Here is a 21,341-nt window from a genome sequence, read left to right on the forward strand (position 1 = left end):
ATGAGGAATGCCATGATTCGCCTGTTGTCCCCGCTCAGACTGTTCGCCGCAGCGGTGTGCGCCGCCGCCCTGATATTCGGGCTGGCCGAGGCGCCGCGCGCGAAGGCCGCCGACGATCGGCTGCAGTTCACCGCGACCACGCTCAGCGGCGCGCCGTTCAACGGCGCCAGCCTGCAGGGCAGGCCGGCGGTGCTGTGGTTCTGGACGCCGTGGTGTCCGTTCTGCAACGCCGAAGCCCCCGGCGTCAGCCAGGTCGCGGCCGCCAACCCCGGGGTCGCCTTCGTCGGCGTCGCCGCGCACTCCGACGTCGGCCAGATGCAGAGCTTCGTCTCCAAGTACAACCTGAACTTCCCCAACCTCAACGACGCCGACGGTTCGATCTGGGCCCGGTACAACGTGCCGTGGCAGCCGGCCTACGTGTTCTACCGGTCGGATGGCAGCTCGACGTTCGTCAACAACCCGACCTCGGCCATGTCCCAGCAGGAGTTGGCCGGCCGGGTGGCCGCGCTGACGCACTGACCCGGTGAACCAGGGCCTCATAGGTCTGGCCTTCGCCGCCGGGCTGGTGGCGGCGCTCAACCCGTGCGGGTTTGCCATGCTGCCCGCGTACCTCCTTCTGGTGGTGCGCGGGCAGCGCCAGAGTGCACAGCCGGCCGCGGCGTGGGCGCCGATCGGCCGCGCCGCGGCGGCCACCGCCGGCATGGCGCTGGGCTTCGTCACGGTGTTCGGACTGTTCGGGGCGCTGACCATATCGGCGGCCACGGCCGTGCAGCGCTACCTGCCGTACGTGACCGTCGCGATCGGCGGAGTCCTTGTCGCCCTTGGGGTTTGGCTGCTGGCGGGCCGGGAGCTGGCGCTGCGGCCGGTGGGCTCGCGGTGGGCGCCGAACGCGCGGCAGGGCTCCTGGATCGCGGGCATGTACGCCTACGGCGTCAGCTATGCGATCGCCTCGCTGTCGTGCACCGTCGGCCCGTTCCTCGCGGTCACCGGCGCCGGCCTCCGGGGCGGGTCCATCGTCACCGCCGTCGCGGTCTACGTGGCCTACGTCGCGGGCCTGACGGCGGTCGTCGGCGTGCTCGCCATCGCCGCCGCTCTGGGCGGCTCGGCGCTGGCCGACCGGCTGCGGCGGGTGCTGCCGTTCGTCAACCGGATCGGCGGCGCGCTGCTGGTGGCGGTCGGCCTGTATGTGGCCTACTACGGCGTCTACGAGCTGCGCCTGTTCGGCGGCGGGGCAAACCCCCACGACGGGGTGATCGCGGCGGCCGGACGCCTGCAGGGCACGCTGGCCGGCTGGGTGCACCGGCACGGCGGATGGCCGTGGGCCGCGGCGTTGCTCGTGCTGGTCGCGGGCGCACTCGCCGGGGCCTGGTATCGGCGGGCGCGGCGCTGAAAACGCCCGGGCGAGCTACCTGATCCAGCCGCGGTGGCGGCCCCACAGATCGCGCACCAGGACGAAGAGCGTCAGCGCGGCGAACCCGATCAGGAACACGTTCTCGACATGGCCGACGTGGTTGCCGCGCAGCATCGCGACCAGGAGTATCAGCGCCAATACCCCGACGACGTGCCAGGTGCGGTGGTTGATCCGGCTCCACCCCCACGCCGCGGACGGCACCTCAGCGGGGTCGACGCCGTTGTAGTGCTCCACCTCGGTACTGGCCACGACGATTCCCTTCCTGTCGGCTCGTACCGAGATTCTGGCATACGCCCCGCGCGGGCGGGCGGGGCACAATGAGTGGGTGACTAACGCGACTGCCGGGGGGCGCCTGCGGGTGCTCGTGTTGGGCAGCACCGGCTCGATCGGCACCCAGGCGCTGGAAGTCATCGCCGCCAACCCCGACCGTTTCCAGGTGGTCGGGCTGGCCGCCGGGGGCGCCAACGTAGACACGCTGCTGCGGCAGCGCGCCGAAACCGGCGTCGGCAACATCGCCGTCGCCGACGACCGCGCGGCACAGCGGGTGGGGGACGTCCCCTACAGCGGACCCGAGGCGGTGACCCGGCTGGTCGAGGAGACCGAGGCCGACGTCGTGCTCAACGCGCTGGTCGGGGCGCTGGGCCTGCGGCCGACGCTGGCGGCCCTCGCGTCGGGTGCCCGGCTGGCGCTGGCCAACAAGGAATCGCTGGTCGCCGGCGGTCCGCTGGTGCTGCGGGCGGCGCGGCCGGGTCAGATCGTGCCGGTCGACTCCGAGCACTCCGCGCTGGCCCAGTGCCTGCGCGGCGGCGACCCCGACGAGGTCGCCAAGCTGGTGCTGACCGCCTCGGGCGGGCCGTTTCGCGGCTGGTCCGCCGCCGACCTCGAGGGCGTCACCCCCGAGCAGGCCGGCGCCCACCCGACCTGGTCGATGGGCCCGATGAACACGCTGAACTCGGCGTCGCTGGTCAACAAGGGGCTCGAAGTGATCGAGACCCACCTGTTGTTCGGCATTCCCTACGACCGCATCGAGGTCGTGGTGCACCCGCAATCGATCGTGCATTCGATGGTCACGTTCGTCGACGGCTCCACGATCGCCCAGGCCAGCCCCCCGGACATGAAGCTGCCCATCTCGCTGGCGCTGGGCTGGCCGCGGCGGGTGGCCGGGGCCGCCCCCGCCTGCGACTTCACCACCGCCTCGACCTGGGAATTCGAGCCCCTGGACGCCGACGTCTTCCCGGCCGTCGAACTGGCCCGGCAGGCCGGCCGGGCCGGGGGCTGCATGACCGCCGTCTACAACGCGGCCAACGAGGAGGCGGCGGCAGCGTTCCTCGACGGGCGGATCGGCTTCCCCGCGATCGTGAAAACCATCGCCGATGTGCTGCACGCCGCAGACCAGTGGGCCGTTCCACCCGCTACCGTGGATGACGTACTGGACGCGCAGCGCTGGGCACGGGAGCGAGCGCAGCGCGCCATCACAACTGCCAGTCCCGCGGGAGTCTGAAGAGAATGATGTTCGCAATCGGCATCGTGCTGTTCGCGCTCGCCATCCTGATCTCGGTGGCGCTGCACGAGTGCGGCCACATGTGGGTCGCCCGCGCCACCGGCATGAAGGTGCGCCGCTTTTTCGTCGGGTTCGGCCCCACGCTGTGGTCGACGCGGCGCGGCGAGACCGAGTACGGCGTCAAGGCCGCCCCGCTGGGCGGCTTCTGCGACATCGCCGGCATGACCCCGGTCGAGGACCTGGCACCCGACGAGCGCGACCGCGCCATGTACAAGCAGGCGACGTGGAAGCGCGTCGCGGTGCTGTTCGCCGGCCCCGGCATGAACTTCGTCATCTGCCTGGTGCTGATCTACGGCATCGCGCTGGCCTGGGGGCTGCCCAACCTGCACCCGGACACCCGGGCCGTCGTCGGCGAAACCGCTTGCGTCGCACCGGAAACCGCGCCGGGCAAGATTGGCGGCTGCACGGGGCCGGGGCCGGCGGCGCTGGCCGGGATCCGCGCCGGCGACGTCGTCGTCAAGGTCGGGGACACCCCGGTCTCCACCTTCGAGGACATGGCCGCGGCGGTGCGCAAGGCACAGGGCGTCGTTCCGGTCGTCGTCGAGCGTGACGGCGCCACGATCACCACCTACGTCGACGTCACGCGCACCCAGCGCTTCCTGCCCAACGGCGCCGCCGGGCAGGGCGGCCAGCCCCAGGCCTCGAATGTGGGCGCGATCGGGGTGGGCGCCGTCAAAGCCGCGCCCACGCGCTACGGCGTGCTCGCCGCGATACCGGCCACCTTCACCTTCGCCGGTGACCTGACCGTCGAGGTGGGCAAGGCGCTGGCCGCGATACCGACGAAGGTGGGCGCGCTGGTGCACGCCATCGGCGGCGGACAGCGCGACCCGCAAACGCCGATGAGCGTCGTGGGGGCCAGCATCGTCGGCGGCGACACCGTCGACCACGGGCTGTGGGTGGCGTTCTGGTTCTTCCTGGCCCAGCTGAACCTCATCCTGGGCGCGATCAACCTGGTGCCGCTGCTGCCCTTCGACGGCGGCCACATCGCGGTCGCGGTGTTCGAAAAGATCCGCAACTCGATCCGGGCCGCCCGCGGCATGGTCGCGGCCGCGCCGGTGAACTACCTCAAGCTGATGCCCGCGACGTACGTGGTGCTGGTGTTCGTGGTCGGCTACATGCTGCTGACCGTGACCGCCGACGTGGTCAACCCGATCCGGATCTTCCAGTAGAAAGAGAGCGAAAGTGACCATAGGCCTGGGCATGCCGGACGCCCCGGCACCCACGCTCGCCCCCCGGCGCAAGACCCGCCAGCTGATGGTCGGCGACGTCGGGGTCGGCAGCGACTACCCGATCGCCGTGCAGTCGATGACCACGACCAAGACGCACGACGTCAATTCGACGCTGCAGCAGATCGCCGAGCTGACCGCGTCCGGTTGCGACATCGTCCGGGTGGCCTGCCCGCGTCAGGAGGACGCCGACGCGCTGGCCGAGATCGCCCGCCACAGCCAGATCCCGGTGATCGCCGACATCCACTTCCAGCCGAAGTACATCTTCGCGGCGATCGACGCCGGCTGCGCCGCGGTGCGGGTGAACCCGGGCAACATCAAGGAATTCGACGGCCGGGTCGGCGAGGTCGCCAAGGCGGCCGGCGCGGCGGGCATCCCGATCCGCATCGGCGTCAACGCGGGCTCGCTGGACAAGCGGTTCATGGAGAAGTACGGCAAGGCGACGCCCGAGGCGCTGGTCGAGTCCGCGCTGTGGGAGGCCTCGCTGTTCGAGGAGCACGGCTTCGGCGACATCAAGATCAGCGTCAAGCACAACGACCCCGTCGTGATGGTCGCCGCCTACGAGCAGCTGGCCGCGCGGTGCGACTACCCGCTGCACCTCGGCGTCACCGAGGCCGGCCCCGCCTTCCAGGGCACCATCAAGTCCGCGGTCGCGTTCGGCGCGCTGCTGTCGCGGGGCATCGGCGACACCATCCGGGTGTCGCTGTCGGCGCCGCCGGTGGAGGAGGTCAAGGTCGGCAACCAGATCCTCGAGTCGCTGAACCTGCGGCCGCGTTCGCTGGAGATCGTGTCGTGCCCGTCGTGCGGTCGCGCGCAGGTCGACGTCTACACCCTGGCCAACGAGGTCACCGCCGGGCTCGACGGGCTCGACGTGCCGCTGCGGGTCGCCGTGATGGGCTGCGTCGTCAACGGTCCGGGCGAGGCCCGCGAGGCCGACCTGGGCGTCGCGTCGGGAAATGGCAAGGGCCAGATCTTCGTTCGCGGCGAGGTGATCAAGACCGTGCCCGAATCCCAGATCGTCGAGACGCTGATCGAGGAGGCGATGCGGCTCGCCGCCGAACAGGAAACCGGCCGCGATGCGGGCACAACACCGAGCGGTTCGCCTATTGTGACCGTAAGCTGATATAGGCCTCGACCGGCCTTCGGTTCGCACCACAGAGAGTTCGCCAGATGTCGGCTCCGCCCATCTTTCGCCTCATCGGCGACCGGCGGGTGTCCGTGGTGCGTGACGCCGCCGCGGTGTGGCGGGTCCTCGACGAAGATCCGGTCGGCTCGTGCATGGTCGCGGCGCGGGTCGCCGACCACGGCATCGACCCCGGCTCGATCGGCGGCGAGCTGTGGACCCGCCGCGGCGTGGAGGAGTCGCTGTGCTTCGCCGGGGCCAACCTGATCCCGCTGCGCGGCGCGCCGGCCGACCTGGCCGCGTTCGCCGACGAGGCGATGAGCGGGACGCGGCGCTGCTCGTCGCTGGTCGGCAGGGCCGGCCTGGTGATGCCCATGTGGGAGCGGCTCGAATCGGCGTGGGGGCCCGCGCGCGACGTGCGCGACGACCAGCCGTTGATGGCGCTGGCGACGCACCCCGACTGCGAGATCGACACCGAGGTGCGTCAGGTCCGCCCGGAGGAGCTGGACGCCTACCTGGTGGCCGCCGTCGACATGTTCATCGGCGAGGTCGGCGTCGACCCCCGGCTCGGTGATGGCGGCCGCGGCTATCGCCGCCGGGTGGCCAGCCTGATCGCGGCCGGGCGCGCCTGGGCCCGGTTCGAGCAGGGCCAGGTCGTCTTCAAGGCCGAGGTGGGATCGCAATCGCCGGCCGTCGGCCAGATCCAGGGCGTCTGGGTGCACCCCGAATGGCGCGGCCTGGGCATCGGGACCGCCGGCACCGCGATGGTGGCCGCGGTGATCGTCGGGGGCGGGCGCATCGCCAGCCTCTACGTGAACCACTTCAATACCATCGCCCGCGCCGCCTACGCCCGGGTCGGCTTCGCCGAGGTCGGCACCTTCGCGACTGTTCTGCTCGACTGAGGGCCCTCGCGCGATAACGGTTGGGTTTCGGTGTGCCTACGGCCGTGTCGCGGCCAACGTGCCTAACATCAGCCTCAATGGCAACTCTAACCACATACGTATCACGGCTGGCCGGGCTGGCCGCGGTCGTGCTCATCGTCGCGTCGGCGCAGGCATGCACCCCCCGGCCCGACGGGCCCGGCCCGGCCGCCGAGCGGTTCTTCCGCGCGCTGGCCATCGGGGACACCGCGACGGCCGCCCAGCTCAGCGACAACCCCAACGAGGCCCGCGAGGCGCTCAACGCGGCCTGGGCGGGGCTGCAGGCCACCCACCTGGACGCGCAGGTTCTGTCCGCCAAGTACGCCGAGGACACCGGCACGGTCGACTACCGGTTCACCTGGCACCTGCCCAAGAACCGGACCTGGACGTATGACGGCCAGCTGAAGATGGCCCGCGACGAGGGCCGCTGGGAGGTCCGCTGGGCCGCCAACGGGCTGCATCCCAAGCTGGGCGAGCATCAGACGTTCGCGCTGCGGGCCGACGCGCCGCGGCGCGCCTCGGTCAACGAACTCGGGGGCAGCGACGTGCTGGCGCCCGGCTACCTGTACCACTACACGCTGGACGCCACCCAGGCCGGTCCCGGCCTGATCGGGACGGCTCACGCGGTCGTCGACGTGCTGCGGCCCCTGAACAATTCGCTGACCGACCCGCAGTTGCTGGCCGAGCAGGCCAGCTCGGCGACCCAGCCCGTCGACCTGGTCACGCTGCAGCCCGCCGACAACGACAAGATCTTCCCGCTGATCGGCAGGCTGCCCGGCATCGTGATCACGCCCCTGGCCGACATGCTGCCCACCGACCCGCATTTCGCGCCGGCCGTCGTCAGCCAGGTGAAGAAGGCCGTCATCGACCAGCTCAACGGGCAGGCGGGCTGGCGGGTGGTCAGCGTCAACCAGAACGGGGTCGACGTCGCCGTGCTGCACGAGGTCGAGGGCTCGCCGGCGCCGTCGGTGTCGATCACCCTGGACCGGGCGGTGCAGAACGCCGCGCAGCACGCGGTCGACACCCGCGGCGGCAAGGCGATGATCGTCGTGATCAAGCCGTCGACGGGGGAGATCCTCGCGATCGCGCAGAACGGCGCCGCCGACGCCGACGGCCTGATCGCCACCAACGGCCTGTTCCCGCCCGGGTCGACCTTCAAGATGGTCACCGCCGGCGCGGCCATCGACCGCGACATGGCCACCCCGAACACGATGCTGGGCTGCCCGGGCCGCATCGACATCGGGCACCGCACCATCCCCAACTACGGCGGCTTCGACCTCGGCGTGGTGCCGATGTCGCGGGCGTTCGCCAGCTCCTGCAACACCACGTTCGCCGAGCTGAGCAGCAGGATGCCGCCCCGCGGCCTGACGCAGGCGGCCACCCGCTACGGGATCGGGCTCGACTACCAGGTGGACGGCATCACCACCGTCACCGGGTCGGTGCCCCCGACGGTGGACCTCGCCGAGCGCACCGAGGACGGGTTCGGCCAGGGCAAGGTGCTGGCCAGCCCGTTCGGCATGGCGCTAGTGGCCGCCACGGTCGCGGCCGGCAAGACGCCGGTGCCGCAGCTGATCGCCGGGCGGCCGACGACGGTCGACGGCGACAGCACGCCGATCAGCCCGAAGATGGTCGACGCGCTGCGGCCGATGATGCGGCTGGTGGTGACCAACGGGACCGCCAAGGAGATCGCCGGCTGCTGCGGCGAGGTGTACGGGAAGACCGGCGAGGCCGAGTTCCCCGGCGGATCGCACTCGTGGTTCGCCGGGTATCGCGGCGATCTGGCGTTCGCGGCGCTGATCGTCGGGGGCGGCAGCTCGGAATACGCGGTCCGGATGACCAAGGTCATGTTCGAGTCGCTGCCGCGGGACTTCCTGGCCTGAGCCTCTCGCGCGTCCGCGGCAGCGGTAAATTTGCGAGCATGACCGATGCCGGCGGAGACACGGTGATGTTGCGCGTTTCCGACGCCGACCGCAACGGCACGATGCGGCGGCTGCACAACGCCGTCGCGCTCGGGCTGATAGACATCGGCGAGTTCGAGCAGCGCTCGTCGCTGGTGTCCTATGCGCGCACCCGACGCGAGTTGGACGAGCTCGTCGGCGATCTGCCCGGGCCGGGCGCCATCGTCACCTCCGCGGCCGACCGGGTCCAGCTGCGCGGCTGGGCCGGGTCCCTGAAGCGCCACGGCGAGTGGACCGTGCCCACCCGCCTGGCGCTGATCCGGCGGCTGGGATCGATCGACCTCGATCTCACCCGGGCGCGGTTCGCCGGGCCGGTGGTGGTCATCGAGCTCGACATGAAGTTCGGCTCGCTGGACCTGCGGCTGCCCGAGGGCGCCAGCGCGTCGATCGACGACGTCGAGGTCTACGTCGGCAGCGCCAGCGACCGCCGCAGGGACGCGCCGGCCGAGGGGACGCCGCACGTGGTGCTGACCGGCCGGGTGACGTGCGGGTCGGTGATTATCCGCGGGCCGCGCCGCGCGCTCTTCTCCCGGCGTTGAGTCTGCGCCCAATCTGTTCCAGGGCTGCCCAGGCCAGCCCGTAAGCTGGCGGCATGCCCGCTCGCACCGCGCTTTCCCCCGGAGTGCTGTCGCCGACGCTTCCGGTGCCCAACCACATCCCGCGCCCGGAATACGTCGGCAAGGCGACCGCCAGGGAGGGCAGCGAGCCCTGGGTCCAGACGCCCGAGGTGATCGAGAAGATGCGCGTCGCCGGCCGGATCGCGGCGGGCGCGCTCGCCGAGGCGGGCAAGGCGGTTGCGCCCGGAGTCACCACCGACGAGCTGGACCGGATCGTGCACGAGTACATGGTCGACCACGGCGCCTACCCATCCACCCTGGGTTACAAGGGATTCCCGAAGTCGTGCTGCACGTCGCTCAACGAGGTCATCTGCCACGGAATCCCGGACTCGACGGTGATCGCCGACGGCGACATCGTCAACATCGATGTCACCGCCTACATCGACGGCGTGCACGGCGACACCAACGCGACCTTTCTGGCCGGCGACGTCTCCGAGGAGCACCGGCTGCTCGTCGAGCGGACCAAAGAGGCCACGATGCGCGCCATCAACGCCGTCAAACCCGGGCGCGCGCTGTCGGTCATCGGCCGCGTCATCGAATCGTATGCAAATCGGTTCGGGTACAACGTGGTTCGCGACTTCACCGGGCACGGCATCGGGACGACGTTTCACAACGGCCTGGTCGTGCTGCACTACGACCAGCCCTCGGTCACGACGATCATGCAGCCGGGAATGACGTTCACCATCGAACCGATGATCAATCTCGGCGGCCTGGACTACGAGATCTGGGACGACGGCTGGACCGTGGTCACCAAGGACCGCAAGTGGACCGCGCAGTTCGAGCACACCCTGCTGGTCACCGACACCGGCGCCGAGATCCTGACCTCGGTATAACAAGCCGTGAACCCTTGAGCGGGGCGCTGCTGGTCGCGGGCACCAGCTCCGACGCCGGGAAGTCCGTGGTGGTCGCGGGCCTGTGCCGGCTGCTGAGCCGCCGCGGCGTGAAAGTGGCGCCGTTCAAGGCGCAGAACATGTCCAACAATTCCGTGGTCACCGCCGACGGCGGCGAGATCGGTCGGGCGCAGGCGCTCCAGGCGCGGGCGGCGGGGCTCGAGCCCAGCGTGCGGTTCAACCCGATCCTGCTCAAACCGGGCGGCGACCGCACGTCGCAGCTGGTCATCAAGGGACGCGTCGCCGACTCGGTGAGTGCGGCCGGCTACATGCGGCATCGCGACCGCCTCGCCGGCGTCGTCGCCAACGAATTATCTTGCCTGCGCGACGAATTCGACGCGGTAATCTGTGAGGGCGCCGGTTCCCCGGCCGAAATCAACCTGCGCCCAACGGATTTGGCCAACATGGGCCTGGCCCGGGCCGCGGACCTACCGGTGATCCTGGTCGGTGACATCGACCGCGGCGGGTTGCTGGCGCACCTGTTCGGGACGGTCGCCGTGCTCGAGCCCGCCGATCAGGCGCTGATCGCGGGCTTCATCGTGAACAAGTTCCGCGGCGACCCCGGGCTGCTGGAACCCGGGCTGCGGCAACTGACCGACCTCACCGGCCGTCCCACCTACGGGGTGCTGCCCCACACCGACGAGCTGTGGCTGGACGCCGAGGACTCGCTGTCGGTGGTGGCGCACCGCGTCGTCGGCACTCCGGCGCCGCCGCGCGGCGACCAGTGGCTGCGGGTGGCCGCGGTCCGGCTGCCCCGGATCTCCAACTCCACCGACGTCGAGGCGCTGGCCTGCGAGCCGGGCGTGCTGGTGCGCTGGATCGCCGACCCCGCCGACCTGGCCGACACCGACCTGATCGTGCTGCCCGGCAGCAAGGCCACCGTCGCCGACCTGGCCTGGCTGCGCGATCGCGGCCTGGCCACCGCGATCGTCGGGCACGCCCGCGCCGGCAAACCGGTCTTGGGCATCTGCGGCGGCATGCAGATGCTGTGCAAGCGCATCGAGGACACGGTCGAATCCGGGGCCGGGGCGGTTGCCGGGCTGGGGCTGCTGGACGCCGACATCGCGTTCGAGGAGGCCAAGACCCGGCGCCGCTGGCGGCGGCCGCTCGCAGGGTACGAGATCCATCACGGGCGGCTCGTCCGGTGCGACGAGACGGCCTGGTTCGGCGTCGACGGGCAGGCACACGGCGTCGCGTGCGGCGCGGTGTTCGGCACGCACTGGCACGGCCTGCTGGACAACGACGGCTTCCGGCGCGCCTGGCTCACCCGCGTCGCCGACGCGGCGGGCCGCGACGGATTCGTGGTCGCCGACGACACCGACGTCGGGGCGCGACGCGACGCCCAGCTGGACCTGATCGCCGAGCTGCTCGCGTCCCACCTCGACGTCGACGCGGTCCTCGGCCTGCTCGACGGCCCCCCGCCGCCGCGACCGCGCATCGCGACCGCGCTGCGGCCGTAGCGCACGCCTCGCGCGGACCGGCCGGTTGGCGGTAGCGTGCGGGGGTGCCCTCGATGATGACCACACTCGACGGGTTCCCCGTTCCAGTTGGTGTAGCCGGTCCGGAGAAGGGCGTCGTCGTCGTCATACTCGGCGACGCGCAGCGAGCGCCGGCCGCCTATGACGCCGTGTGCGAGCGCCTGCACACCGCCTCGCTGCGCACCGTCGTCATCGGCCTCGATCCGCGGTTGACGCCCAAGTCGGTGATCGGCATCCTCGACGCGCTGGGCATCGGGTGGGCCGTGGTGGTCGGCGACCGCGCCGGCGCCGACCTCGCCTGGGAACTGGCGGCCACCAAGCTGGGCCGGTTCACCGGCCTGGTGGTCATCGACCGCGGGCATCCGGCGGTGGCCGACCCCAGCGGGGTGGTTCGCGACGAGCACTGCCCGCCGGTGGAGATCGGCACCACCGTGCTGGTCAGCTCCCCGGGCGGGCGGACGGTGGCCCGCAACAGCCAGCGGTTCGTCTACGCCGAATACCGCACCGTGGACCTCCTCGGGCGGCGCAACGCGCAGGAGTCGACCGCGCAGCTGGCCGCCGAGATCGTGTTGCGCGCCAGCACCTGGTAGCCGGTCCGGATTCGGTGATGTTGTCCTTGGCCGCGCTGGACCAGCTGGTCGGGGTCGACGAGGTGGACACCGTCATCGTGGCGTTCACCGACATGCAGGGCCGGCTGGTCGGCAAGCGGATCTCGGCCCGGCTCTTCGTCGACGAGGTGGCCGCCCACGGCGCCGAATGCTGCAGCTACCTGCTCGCCGTCGACGTCGAGATGAACACCGTGCCCGGTTACGCGATGTCGAGCTGGGAAACCGGCTACGGCGACATGGTGATGCGGCCGGACCTGGCCACCCTGCGGCGCCTTCCCTGGCTGCCCGGCACGGCGCTGGTGATCGCCGACCTGTGCTGGGCCGACGGCAGCGCGGTGGCCGCCTCGCCGCGCGCCGTGCTGCGCCGGCAGCTGGACCGGCTGGCCGAGCGCGGCCTGGCCGCCGACGTCGCGACCGAGCTGGAGTTCATCGTGTTCGACCAGTCGTATCGGCAGGCCTGGGCCGGCGGCTACCGGGGGCTGACCCCGGCCAGCGATTACAACATCGACTACGCCATCTCGGCGTCGTCGCGGATGGAGCCGCTGCTGCGCGACATCCGGTTGGGCATGCAGGGGGCGGGCCTACGGTTCGAGGCCGTCAAGGGCGAATGCAACAGAGGACAGCAGGAGATCGGCTTCCGCTACGACGACGCGCTGGTGAGCTGCGACAACCACGCCGTCTACAAGAACGGCGCCAAGGAGATCGCCGACCAGCATTCCAAGAGCCTGACGTTCATGGCGAAATACGATGAGCGCGAAGGCAATAGCTGCCACATCCACCTGTCGCTGCGCGGCTTGGACGACGGCTCCGCGGCGTTCGCCGACGACGCCGGCGCGCACGGCATGTCGTCGACGTTTCGTGGCTTCCTCGCCGGCCAGCTGGCCACGCTGCGCGAGCTCACCCTGTTCTTCGCGCCGAACATCAACTCCTACAAGCGATTTGCCGACGGCAGCTTCGCGCCCACGGCGCTGGCCTGGGGGCTGGACAACCGCACCTGCGCGCTGCGGGTCGTCGGCCGCGGCCGCCACATCCGGGTCGAGTGCCGGGTCGCGGGCGGCGACGTCAACCAGTACCTCGCGGTGGCGGCGCTGATCGCGGGTGGGCTGTACGGTGTCGAGCGAGGCCTGGAACCACCCGAGCCGTGCACCGGCAACGCCTACGCGGACACGGGCCTGCCGCGGCTGCCCGCCACGCTGGGGGAGGCCGCCGCGTTGTTCGAGGCATCGGCGTTCGCCCGCGACGCTTTCGGCGACGACGTCGTCGCGCACTACCTGAACAACGCCCGCGTGGAGCTGGCGGCCTTCAATGCGGCGGTCACCGACTGGGAGAGGGTACGGGGGTTTGAGCGGCTCTAGCGCGCCGGTGATCGGCCTGACGACTTATCTGGAGCAGGTACGGACCGGGATCTGGGACGTCCGCGCGGGCTACCTGCCCGCGGACTACTCCGAGGGCGTCATCGCGGCCGGCGGTGTCGCGGTGCTGCTGCCGCCGCAGCCGACCGACGCCGCCGGCGCGGCGCTGGACAGCCTGGACGGTTTGGTGATCACCGGCGGCTACGACCTCGACCCCGCCGCCTACGGCCAGCCGCCGCACCCGAGCACCGACGAGCCCCGCACCGCGCGCGACGCGTGGGAGCTCGCGCTGCTGCGCGGTGCGCTGGACCGGGGGCTGCCGGTGCTGGGCATCTGCCGCGGCGCGCAGGTGCTCAACGTCGCGTTCGGCGGGACCCTGCACCAGCACCTGCCCGACGTGCTCGGCCATTCCGGGCACCGGGCCGGCGACGCCGTGTTCACCACGCTGCCGGTGCGCACGGTGCCGGGCACGCGGCTGGCCGCGCTGCTGGGCGAGTCCGCCGACGCGTCGTGCTATCACCATCAGGCCATCGACAAGGTCGGCGACGGCCTGGTGGTCAGCGCGTGGGACGCCGACGGCGTGGTCGAGGGGCTGGAGCTGCCCGGGGATTGCTTCGTGCTCGCGGTGCAGTGGCACCCCGAACAGACCCTGCACGACCTGCGCCTGTTCCGGGCGATCGTGGACGCCGCGCGGTCGTACGCGGACGGCCGATGAGCGCGGCGCGACTGATCAACCCCGCCACCGAGGAGGTGCTGCGCTCGGTCGACCTGGCCGACGCCGCCGCGGTCGACGACGCGGTGGGCCGCGCGCGGGCGGCCCAGCGGCGCTGGGCGCGGCTGGCCCCGGCGGAGCGGGCGGCCGGGCTGCGCGCGTTCGCCGCCGCCGTCGACGCCCACGGCGGCGAGCTGGCCGCCCTCGAGGTCGCCAACGCGGGTCACCCCGTCGCGTCGGCCGTGGCCGAGGCCGCCCACGTCCGCGACGTGTTGACGTTCTACGCCGCCGCCCCGGAACGGTTGTCCGGCAAGCAGATTCCGGTGGCCGGCGGGCTCGACGTCACGTTCAACGAACCGCTGGGCGTGGTCGCGGTGATCACGCCGTGGAACTTCCCGATGATGATCGCGTCGTGGGGCATCGCGCCGGCGCTGGCGGCGGGCAACGCCGTGCTGGTCAAGCCGGCGGAGCTGACGCCGCTGAGCACGATCCGGCTGGGTGAGCTGGCCGTCGAGGCCGGGTTGGACGCGGACCTGCTGCAGGTGCTCCCGGGCGCGGGCGCGGTGGTCGGCGAGCGATTCCTCACCCACCCGGACATCCGCAAGATCGTGTTCACCGGGTCCACCGACGTCGGCAAGAAGGTGATGGCCGCGGGGGCCGCCCACGTCAAGCGGGTGACGCTGGAACTCGGCGGCAAGAGCGCGAACATCGTCTTCGCCGACTGCGACCTGGAGCGTGCCGCGGCGACCGCGCCGGCCGGGGTGTTCGACAACGCCGGCCAGGACTGCTGCGCCCGCAGCCGGATCCTGGTGCAGCGCAGCGTCTACGAGAGGTTCATGGAGCTGCTCGAGCCCGCGGTGCGCGCCGTGGTGGTCGGGGACCCGGCGTCCCGCGATACCGAGATGGGCCCGCTGGTGTCGGCGGCGCACCGCGACAAGGTGGCCTCGTATGTGCCCGACGACGCGCCTGTCGCGTTCCGCGGCAGCGCGCCCACCGGCCGCGGATTCTGGTTCCCGCCAACGGTTCTGACCCCGCGGCGCACCGACCGCGCCGTCACCGACGAGATCTTCGGCCCGGTGGTGACCGTGCTGGCCTTCGACGACGAGCACGACGCCATCACGCTGGCCAACGACACCGCCTACGGCCTGTCGGGATCGATCTGGACCGACGACCTGTCTCGCGCGCTCCGGGTGGCCCGGGCGGTCGAATCGGGCAACCTGTCGGTGAACTCGCACTCCTCGGTGCGCTACAACACCCCGTTCGGCGGCTTCAAGCAGTCCGGGCTGGGGCGTGAGCTCGGCCCCGACGCGCCGCTGCATTTCACCGAGACCAAGAACGTGTTCATCGCGATCAAGGAGGAGGGCTCGTGATGGACCTGACCCGACGGCTGGCGGACCGGGTGGCGGTGGTCACCGGCGGTGGCGGCGGCATCGGCCTGGCCTCGGCGCGGCGGATGCGCGCCGAGGGCGCGACGATCGTCATCGGCGACATCGATCCCGACGCCGGCGCCGCGGCCGCCGACGAGGTCTCGGGTTTGTTTGTGGCCGTTGATGTTTCCGACGAAGACGCGGTCAACGCGTTGTTCGACACCGCGGCACAGGCCTACGGCTCGGTCGACATCGCGTTCAACAACGCCGGCATCTCACCGCCGGACGACGACCTGATCGAGAACACCGAGCTGCCGGCGTGGCAGCGGGTGCAGGACGTCAACCTCAAATCGGTGTACCTGTGCTGCCGGGCGGCGCTGCGGCACATGGTGCCCGCGGGCCGGGGCTCGATCATCAACACCGCGTCGTTCGTCGCGGTGCTGGGCTCGGCGACGTCGCAGATCTCCTACACCGCGTCCAAGGGCGGGGTGCTGGCCATGTCACGGGAGCTGGGGGTGCAGTTCGCCCGCCAGGGCATCCGGGTCAACGCGTTGTGCCCGGGGCCGGTCAACACCCCGCTGCTGGCCGAGCTTTTCGCCAAGGACCCCGAGCGCGCCGCGCGGCGGCTGGTGCACGTGCCGCTCGGGCGTTTCGCCGAACCCGACGAAATCGCCGCCGCCGTGGCGTTTTTGGCCAGCGACGACGCGTCCTTCATCACCGCGTCGACGTTCCTGGTCGACGGCGGCATCAGCTCGGCCTACGTCACGCCTCTCTAGGGGCGGTTCCCCTGACCAACCGCGTCGGTTCGCACACCCCGCTGCCGGCCGCGGCGGTCGCCCAGGCGGCCGGCACCGACAGCGCCCCGATCGACCGGCCGCGGCCGAAGCCCCGGGTCGCCGGCGCGCCGCGGCCCGGGATCAGGGCGCGCAGCGCGGCCGCGCGGTCCAGCGCCGCCGCCTTGTTGAGCGAATTCAGCCGGCCGATCGCGACGTCGGCCGGCGCGGACAGCGAGCTGAGTCTCGACAGGGCCGCCCTCGCCGCCGACAGGGAGGCGTCCAGGCTCCTCAGCGGCGACGCCGAAAGCGCCTGTAGCGCTTCGGGAATCGCCGACATCACCCGGTTGCCGGCCGAGATGACGTCCGGGGCGCAGGCCAATGCCCAGCCACGTGACGCCGGCCTCGCCGGGCCGTCGGCGCCCGGCGGCGAGCCGAACCGGGTCAGCGCGGTGGCGCCGGCCGCGGCGCGGGCGTAGGCGTGCATGGCCTCGGCGTCCCGGGCCCACATCCGCTCGTAGTCGGCCTCGGTGTCCGCGATCGCCGGGCCGTCCTGGCCCAGGCAGTTGGCCCCAGCGAGCGAGCGCAGCCGCGCCCGGTTGGCCTCGATCGCCGGCGGGGGCACCGTCGCGGCGAACGCCGCATCGTATGCGCTCGCCGCGGCCCTGGCCCGGGCGGCGGCCTGTTGGGCCTGCGCGCTCGTTGCTTTCAGCCACGCGACATGGTCGGCCGCGGCCGGGGCGATCGGCCTGACGGCCATGCATTCAGCCGCCGCATCGCGCAGCCGGGCGGCCAGCCCGTCCCACATCGCGGCGGCCTCGACCATCGATCGTGCGCCGGGGCCCGAGTACATGCGCCCGGAATTGGTTTCCGGCGGTAGGGTCGCGAAATTCATTGGTACCTCTCCCTGAAAGACATAGACGCACGGGTTACGGACGCGCGTGCCGCGGAGAGGTCAGCGACGAGCGACGCAGAGCCGGGCCAGGGTATCTCGGCCGGCAAGGCCGGCCGACCGCCGTCGTCGCGTGCTACCAGCGCCCCGAAATGCCACAGGGGCGGACCCTACAACAGGACCCTTGGGCGGCAACCGGAAAAAGCTGTGAAAACGATCAAAGTCCGGCGGGCGTATCGCCGCAGGTCAGCACGGCTACGGCGCGTCGCGCCCGGCCTGACCGCTCGCCCAGCGGCCGATGGCCGCGGCCGCGCTGTGGTAGTCGGTGCTGAACGCGCTCGCCCGCGGCGCCGGCGCCCAGGTCCGCGGAACCGACAGCCGGCCGATCGGCTTCCCGCGCCCGATGGCCGCGCTGACCGCGGTGCCGCGAGCGGCCGACTTCGCCGCGCCCGTTATGGCGACGGCCAGGGGCACGCTCGCGCCCCTGGCGAACCCCAACCTCAGCGAGCTGAGCCTCGCCAACGCCGGCGACATCGCCAGCAGGGCCCTGTCGAACCCCGTCGGCGACGCGCAGGACAGCTGTTTCAGGGCGTGCGGCACCCTCGAAAGCAGTTGGGCGCCAGCCGATATGACCTCCTCGTCGGCCGTCGGTTCGTCACCGGTTGGCGCGGCGGGCGGTGGCGGCTCGAATTGCGGCATCGCCGAGGCGGCCGCCGCGGCGTCGGCATAGGCATACATGGCGGCGGCGTCGGCGACCCACATCTTCTCGTAGTCGGCCTCGGCCGCCGCGATCGCCGGGTTGGCCTGGCCCAAGAAATTGGTCTCGGCCAGCGCGCGGCGCAGCGCGCGGTTGTTTGCGATCACCTGCGGTGGCACGGTCGCGGCGAACGCGGACTCGTACGCTTCGGCGGCGGCCCTGGCCTGCGCCGCCGTGCGCTGAGCCTGCGCGGCGGTGGCGTCGAGCCACCGCAGGTACGGCGCGGCGGATTCGCCGTAAGCCGTGGCCGCCGAGCCCCGCCAGCCGTGCGCCAGCCCCGAGGTCATCGCGCGGCCGTTCGTCGCCATCTCGGACAGCGAGTCGGCCAGCCTGTCCCAGGCCGCGGCCGCGGCCAGCAACGACCCCGGGCCGGGGCCGAAATACATTCGTTTCGAGTTGATTTCCGGCGGTAGCGTTCCGAAATCCATTGCTATTTCTCCGCGCCGGCGGGGGTGTGCAAAGTATGCGGAGTCGGGTCACTGAAAAACACGGGTTGCTCCTTGGGGGAGGAAGGCGAAAATGGGCCGCGCACAACAAGCAGGCGCGTGCCGATCAGCAGCGGGCGACGCAGAGTTGAGTCAAAAGGCCTTGGCCCGCAACGGTAGTCACCGGGGCGCGGGTGCTCGGGTGGCCCCACTGCTGCCACCGGGCGCCACCTGCCACCGCCGGAGTCGACCAGAGCGATCGTGGCACGGTCAGCGGAAAGGTCGGTGGCCGATCGCGTTTCAGCCCGGCGCTCTTGAACGCCTTGTCATCGTTCAGCGTGGAGCCGAAGTCGGAGTGACACGCGAGCGCCGAGCCGTCCTTGTGATGCACCGGGCCGGCGTCGAAAACCGACACGGAAACGCACGGCGGTGCCGATGCGTCCGCCGAGATCTGCAGGGCCGAGCATCCGAGCGCGGCGGCGAACAGGGACAGCGCAGCAACGATGACGATCGCCGGCCGCTGCCGCGACCACCGCGAAGGCTTGCCCGCAACCCGGAAACTCACAGTGTCCCGACTTTATCAGCAGCCCCGGCGGCAGCCGGTGAGCCGCCGAGTCAAGATTCGAACACGATCAGGGGTATCGCCGTTTCGGCGTCGGTTGCGGCGCCGTGGAATCCGATGAGCCGAGCGGTCTCGGCGGGCTCGTGCCCGGTTGCCAGCACCGCCGCGTCGCCGGTGCAGACGACGACGACATCGCCGATCCGCGGCAGGTTCGCGGGGTCGACGGGACCGAACAGGCCGGTGGCCACGGCCTGCTCGCGGCTGTAGACCCGGGCCCGGTCGCCGAGCACCTCGCTCCAGGCGGCCCGCACGTCCGCGGCCGCACCGGGCTCGGTGTGCAGGTAGCGCACCCGCGGGTCGCCGGCCACCAGCCGGACCCCGCCGCCCAGCCGCGGGTCGGTGTCGAGGTCGACGCGCGCTTCCGGCGGGACGTTGAGGCCGCCGTGGTCGGCGGTCACCAGCAGCGCCGCGTTCGGGGGCAGCGCCTCGACCAGGCGGGTCAGCAGCGCGTCGACACCAGCCGCCGCCTCGTGCCAGCGCGGCGACCCGATGCCGAACACGTGGGCGGCGGTGTCCAGGTCGCCGGCGTAGCCGTAGACCAGGCCGGGTGCCGCCGCCAGCTCGTCCCCCAGGAGCCGCGCATAGTCGTCGGACGGGTGCGACGGGAGGAGCCGGGCGCCGCGATACGCGGCGTCGGTCAGCCCACTGCCCAGGAACGGCGCGGGCAACACCGCGCGGGCATCGACGCCGGCGCGGTGCAGCCGTTCGAACCAGGTCGGCAGCGGCTGCCATTCGGAGTGGGGCGGGTCGTCGCGCCACTTGATGTGGTGCAGCACCCGATCGGTGCCGGGAACATTGAGCGTGAAGCCCAGGATGCCGTGCTCGCCCGGCCGGGCGCCGGTGCCCAGCGACACCAGGCTGCTCGGCGTGGTCGACGGGAAGGTGCACGCGAGCCGGCTCAGCCGCCCGGCGTCACCGGCGACAACCGAGGCGAGCAGCGGCGCGTCGCCGGCCAGCTCCGGCAGCAGGTGCCAGCCCAGGCCGTCGACCAGCAGGACCGCGACCCGGTCGACGGTGCCGGCCGACTCGGTGAGACCCAAGACGTCGACCGCGCCGGGCACCCCGAGCAGGGCGGCCGCGGCTGGCAGCATGTCGCAGATGGAACCGGGCATGACCGCCAGTCTGGCACGAGCATTTGTCGGTGGATCCTGCTAGTCTCGAACGCATGTTCGATACTCGGCTTCACGAGCACTGGGATCCGCCGCGGACCGAGCGGTCGCGTGCGCTGGTGGACCGGATGTGCGCGTCGTGGCGTTGCGAGGCGCGGTCGGCCGCGGATCGGTTGGATGCCATTGGCGAGTTGTTCGAGCTGCGCCGGGCCCAGCGCGGCGAGGCGGCCGATTGGGCGGTGGATACCTGGGCGGCGGTGGGCGCCGAGGTGGCCGCGGCGTTTCGGGTCAGCCTGGCCCTGGCGGGCAGCTACCTGCGTTACGCGCTGGCCATGCGCGCGCGCCTCCCGATGGTGGCCGAGGTGTTCCGGGCGGGCGAGATTGACTATCGGATGTTTCAGACGCTGGTGTATCGCACCGATTTGATCACCGATGAGGCGGTGTTGGCGGCGGTCGATGCCACCCTGGCGGCCAATGTGGCGCGTTGGCCGTCGATGACGCAGGGTCGGCTGGCCGCCCAGGTGGATCGGGTCGTGGCCCGCGCCGATGTCGATGCGGTGCGCCGGCGCCGAGAGGTCCAGCGTGATCGCGAGGTCTGGGTTGGTGATCGGGTCCAAAACGGGCTCTCGCAGATCAGCGGCACCCTGTTCGCCCCGGACGCGCACGCGTTGGATCAGCGGTTGGATGCGTTGGCGGCCACGGTGTGTGAGCACGATCGGCGGACCCGCGCCCAGCGCCGCGCCGATGCGCTGGGCGCGCTGGCCGCCGGCGCCGACCGGCTGGGCTGTCGGTGCGGGCGCGCTGATTGTGCGGCCGGGGCGCGGCCGGCGGCCAGCGCGGTGGCGATTCATGTGATCGCCGAGCAAGCCACCGTCGACGGCACCGGCACGGCCCCGGGCTCCGAACTCAACGCCGATGGGCTGATCCCCCCCCGAACTCGTGGCCGAGTTGGCCAAGTCGGCGAAGCTGGTGCCGCTGGTTCATCCCGGCGACGCGCCCCCGGAACCGGGGTATGTGCCGTCGACCGCGTTGGCCGATTTTGTGCGGTGTCGGGATCTGACGTGTCGCTGGCCCGGCTGTGATGCCCCGGCCGCCGGGTGCGATCTCGACCACACCATCCCCTACAGCCAGGGCGGGCCCACCCACGCGAGCAACCTCAAATGTTATTGCCGCACACATCATTTGGTGAAGACCTTCCTGGGCTGGGCCGAACGGCAACTGCCCGACGGCACGCTGATCCTGACCGCACCGACCGGGCACACCTATGTCACCACCCCGGGCAGCGCGCTGCTGTTCCCGAGTTTGTGCCGCTCGGTCGGCGGGGTCCCGGCCACCGAGGCCGACCCGGCCGTCGATTACTGCGCCGAGCGCACCGCGATGATGCCCAAACGACGCCGCACCCGCGCCCAAGACCGCGCCTACCGCATCGCCACCGAACGCAACCACAACCGCCGAACCCGTCAAGCCCGCCGGGCCGCCGTCGTTGCCGCCCAAGGCGTACAACACCCGCCATCGGACCCCGACCCGCCGCCCTTCTGAC

20 protein-coding genes and 1 pseudogene are annotated in these 21,341 nt (G+C 71.7%); 16 read left to right on the forward strand and 5 right to left on the reverse strand.

Annotated features, from left to right (window positions below):
- Together OQ968_RS22265 and OQ968_RS22270 are read left to right on the forward strand one after the other, a co-directional pair.
- Positions 1-519, forward strand: a complete 519-nt coding sequence (locus OQ968_RS22265) for a protein disulfide oxidoreductase (protein ID WP_420715984.1) — start codon at positions 1-3, stop codon at positions 517-519.
- 4 nt (positions 520-523) lie between these two features.
- Positions 524-1,390 carry a cytochrome c biogenesis CcdA family protein gene (locus OQ968_RS22270; protein ID WP_324681525.1) on the forward strand — a complete coding sequence of 289 codons (867 nt, stop codon included), beginning with the start codon at positions 524-526 and terminating at the stop codon, positions 1,388-1,390.
- Between the two features lie 15 nt (positions 1,391-1,405).
- Here the strand turns inward: OQ968_RS22270 and OQ968_RS22275 are convergent, their stop codons facing one another.
- Positions 1,406-1,660, reverse strand: a complete 255-nt coding sequence (locus tag OQ968_RS22275; RefSeq protein ID WP_324681526.1) for a DUF2631 domain-containing protein — start codon at positions 1,658-1,660, stop codon at positions 1,406-1,408.
- A 76-nt stretch (positions 1,661-1,736) separates the two neighbouring features.
- On the opposite strand from OQ968_RS22275, the gene dxr reads away from it, so the two are divergent.
- The 13 genes from dxr to OQ968_RS22340 all read left to right on the forward strand — a co-directional run bounded on the left by dxr (position 1,737) and on the right by OQ968_RS22340 (position 15,999).
- Positions 1,737-2,912: a 1-deoxy-D-xylulose-5-phosphate reductoisomerase gene (gene dxr, locus OQ968_RS22280; protein ID WP_324681527.1), complete on the forward strand. Its 1,176-nt coding sequence runs from the start codon at positions 1,737-1,739 to the stop codon at positions 2,910-2,912.
- A gap of 5 nt (positions 2,913-2,917) precedes the next feature.
- Positions 2,918-4,141 (forward strand): M50 family metallopeptidase, encoded by a 1,224-nt coding sequence (locus tag OQ968_RS22285; protein ID WP_324681529.1) that lies wholly within the window; start codon positions 2,918-2,920, stop codon positions 4,139-4,141.
- A 13-nt stretch (positions 4,142-4,154) separates the two neighbouring features.
- Positions 4,155-5,321 carry a flavodoxin-dependent (E)-4-hydroxy-3-methylbut-2-enyl-diphosphate synthase gene (gene ispG / locus OQ968_RS22290; RefSeq protein ID WP_324681530.1) on the forward strand — a complete coding sequence of 389 codons (1,167 nt, stop codon included), beginning with the start codon at positions 4,155-4,157 and terminating at the stop codon, positions 5,319-5,321.
- 47 nt (positions 5,322-5,368) lie between these two features.
- On the forward strand, positions 5,369-6,223 hold the full coding sequence (locus OQ968_RS22295) for a GNAT family N-acetyltransferase (RefSeq protein ID WP_324681531.1): 855 nt from the start codon (positions 5,369-5,371) through the stop codon (positions 6,221-6,223).
- 77 nt (positions 6,224-6,300) lie between these two features.
- On the forward strand, positions 6,301-8,121 hold the full coding sequence (locus OQ968_RS22300; RefSeq protein WP_324681533.1) for a penicillin-binding transpeptidase domain-containing protein: 1,821 nt from the start codon (positions 6,301-6,303) through the stop codon (positions 8,119-8,121).
- 38 nt (positions 8,122-8,159) lie between these two features.
- On the forward strand, positions 8,160-8,738 hold the full coding sequence (locus OQ968_RS22305) for a DUF1707 domain-containing protein (protein WP_324681534.1): 579 nt from the start codon (positions 8,160-8,162) through the stop codon (positions 8,736-8,738).
- 53 nt (positions 8,739-8,791) lie between these two features.
- Positions 8,792-9,649 (forward strand): type I methionyl aminopeptidase, encoded by an 858-nt coding sequence (gene map, locus OQ968_RS22310; RefSeq protein ID WP_324681536.1) that lies wholly within the window; start codon positions 8,792-8,794, stop codon positions 9,647-9,649.
- A gap of 14 nt (positions 9,650-9,663) precedes the next feature.
- Positions 9,664-11,166, forward strand: coding sequence for a cobyric acid synthase (locus tag OQ968_RS22315; protein ID WP_324681538.1), 1,503 nt, complete (start codon positions 9,664-9,666; stop codon positions 11,164-11,166).
- A 53-nt stretch (positions 11,167-11,219) separates the two neighbouring features.
- On the forward strand, positions 11,220-11,774 hold the full coding sequence (locus OQ968_RS22320; protein ID WP_324681540.1) for an alpha/beta hydrolase: 555 nt from the start codon (positions 11,220-11,222) through the stop codon (positions 11,772-11,774).
- Between the two features lie 17 nt (positions 11,775-11,791).
- A complete protein-coding gene (locus OQ968_RS22325; protein ID WP_324681541.1) occupies positions 11,792-13,147 on the forward strand; it encodes a glutamine synthetase family protein in 1,356 nt (451 codons plus the stop codon).
- Positions 13,098-13,859 (forward strand): gamma-glutamyl-gamma-aminobutyrate hydrolase family protein, encoded by a 762-nt coding sequence (locus OQ968_RS22330; protein ID WP_324681542.1) that lies wholly within the window; start codon positions 13,098-13,100, stop codon positions 13,857-13,859. The genes OQ968_RS22325 and OQ968_RS22330 overlap by 50 nt, the downstream gene beginning before the upstream one ends.
- A complete protein-coding gene (locus tag OQ968_RS22335; RefSeq protein ID WP_324681543.1) occupies positions 13,856-15,226 on the forward strand; it encodes an aldehyde dehydrogenase family protein in 1,371 nt (456 codons plus the stop codon). The genes OQ968_RS22330 and OQ968_RS22335 overlap by 4 nt, the downstream gene beginning before the upstream one ends.
- Entirely contained in the window at positions 15,223-15,999 is a 777-nt protein-coding gene (locus OQ968_RS22340; RefSeq protein ID WP_324681545.1) for a 3-oxoacyl-ACP reductase, read from the forward strand. The genes OQ968_RS22335 and OQ968_RS22340 overlap by 4 nt, the downstream gene beginning before the upstream one ends.
- Here the strand turns inward: OQ968_RS22340 and OQ968_RS22345 are convergent.
- The 4 genes from OQ968_RS22345 to OQ968_RS22360 all read right to left on the reverse strand — a co-directional run bounded on the left by OQ968_RS22345 (position 15,986) and on the right by OQ968_RS22360 (position 19,804).
- Positions 15,986-16,891: a PPE family protein gene (locus OQ968_RS22345; RefSeq protein ID WP_324681547.1), complete on the reverse strand. Its 906-nt coding sequence runs from the start codon at positions 16,889-16,891 to the stop codon at positions 15,986-15,988. The genes OQ968_RS22340 and OQ968_RS22345 overlap by 14 nt on opposite strands.
- Before the next feature lie 252 nt (positions 16,892-17,143).
- Positions 17,144-18,073 carry a PPE family protein gene (locus OQ968_RS22350; RefSeq protein ID WP_324681549.1) on the reverse strand — a complete coding sequence of 310 codons (930 nt, stop codon included), beginning with the start codon at positions 18,071-18,073 and terminating at the stop codon, positions 17,144-17,146.
- Positions 18,074-18,197: 124 nt separating this feature from the next.
- Positions 18,198-18,635, reverse strand: coding sequence for a hypothetical protein (locus tag OQ968_RS22355; RefSeq protein ID WP_324681551.1), 438 nt, complete (start codon positions 18,633-18,635; stop codon positions 18,198-18,200).
- 50 nt (positions 18,636-18,685) lie between these two features.
- Positions 18,686-19,804, reverse strand: coding sequence for an alkaline phosphatase family protein (locus OQ968_RS22360; protein ID WP_324681553.1), 1,119 nt, complete (start codon positions 19,802-19,804; stop codon positions 18,686-18,688).
- A gap of 53 nt (positions 19,805-19,857) precedes the next feature.
- Between OQ968_RS22360 and OQ968_RS22365 the strand changes: the two are divergent.
- Positions 19,858-21,340, forward strand: a pseudogene (locus tag OQ968_RS22365) (HNH endonuclease signature motif containing protein).
- Position 21,341 lies beyond the last annotated feature (1 nt).

Origin of the sequence: Mycobacterium sp. 663a-19, assembly GCF_035616495.1 — a bacterium.
GTDB lineage: Bacteria > Actinomycetota > Actinomycetes > Mycobacteriales > Mycobacteriaceae > Mycobacterium.

Excerpts from the sequence above, each read along its gene's own strand:
- OQ968_RS22265 (WP_420715984.1), top strand. The coding sequence starts at position 1 with ATGAGGAATGCCATGATTCGCCTGTTGTCCCCGCTCAGACTGTTCGCC.
- OQ968_RS22285 (WP_324681529.1), top strand. The coding sequence starts at position 2,918 with ATGATGTTCGCAATCGGCATCGTGCTGTTCGCGCTCGCCATCCTGATC.
- OQ968_RS22295 (WP_324681531.1), top strand. The coding sequence starts at position 5,369 with ATGTCGGCTCCGCCCATCTTTCGCCTCATCGGCGACCGGCGGGTGTCC.
- OQ968_RS22300 (WP_324681533.1), top strand. The coding sequence starts at position 6,301 with ATGGCAACTCTAACCACATACGTATCACGGCTGGCCGGGCTGGCCGCG.
- OQ968_RS22305 (WP_324681534.1), top strand. The coding sequence starts at position 8,160 with ATGACCGATGCCGGCGGAGACACGGTGATGTTGCGCGTTTCCGACGCC.
- map (WP_324681536.1), top strand. The coding sequence starts at position 8,792 with ATGCCCGCTCGCACCGCGCTTTCCCCCGGAGTGCTGTCGCCGACGCTT.
- OQ968_RS22320 (WP_324681540.1), top strand. The coding sequence starts at position 11,220 with ATGATGACCACACTCGACGGGTTCCCCGTTCCAGTTGGTGTAGCCGGT.
- OQ968_RS22325 (WP_324681541.1), top strand. The coding sequence starts at position 11,792 with ATGTTGTCCTTGGCCGCGCTGGACCAGCTGGTCGGGGTCGACGAGGTG.
- OQ968_RS22330 (WP_324681542.1), top strand. The coding sequence starts at position 13,098 with ATGCGGCGGTCACCGACTGGGAGAGGGTACGGGGGTTTGAGCGGCTCT.
- OQ968_RS22335 (WP_324681543.1), top strand. The coding sequence starts at position 13,856 with ATGAGCGCGGCGCGACTGATCAACCCCGCCACCGAGGAGGTGCTGCGC.
- OQ968_RS22345 (WP_324681547.1), bottom strand. The coding sequence starts at position 16,891 with ATGAATTTCGCGACCCTACCGCCGGAAACCAATTCCGGGCGCATGTAC.
- OQ968_RS22350 (WP_324681549.1), bottom strand. The coding sequence starts at position 18,073 with ATGGATTTCGGAACGCTACCGCCGGAAATCAACTCGAAACGAATGTAT.
- OQ968_RS22360 (WP_324681553.1), bottom strand. The coding sequence starts at position 19,804 with ATGCCCGGTTCCATCTGCGACATGCTGCCAGCCGCGGCCGCCCTGCTC.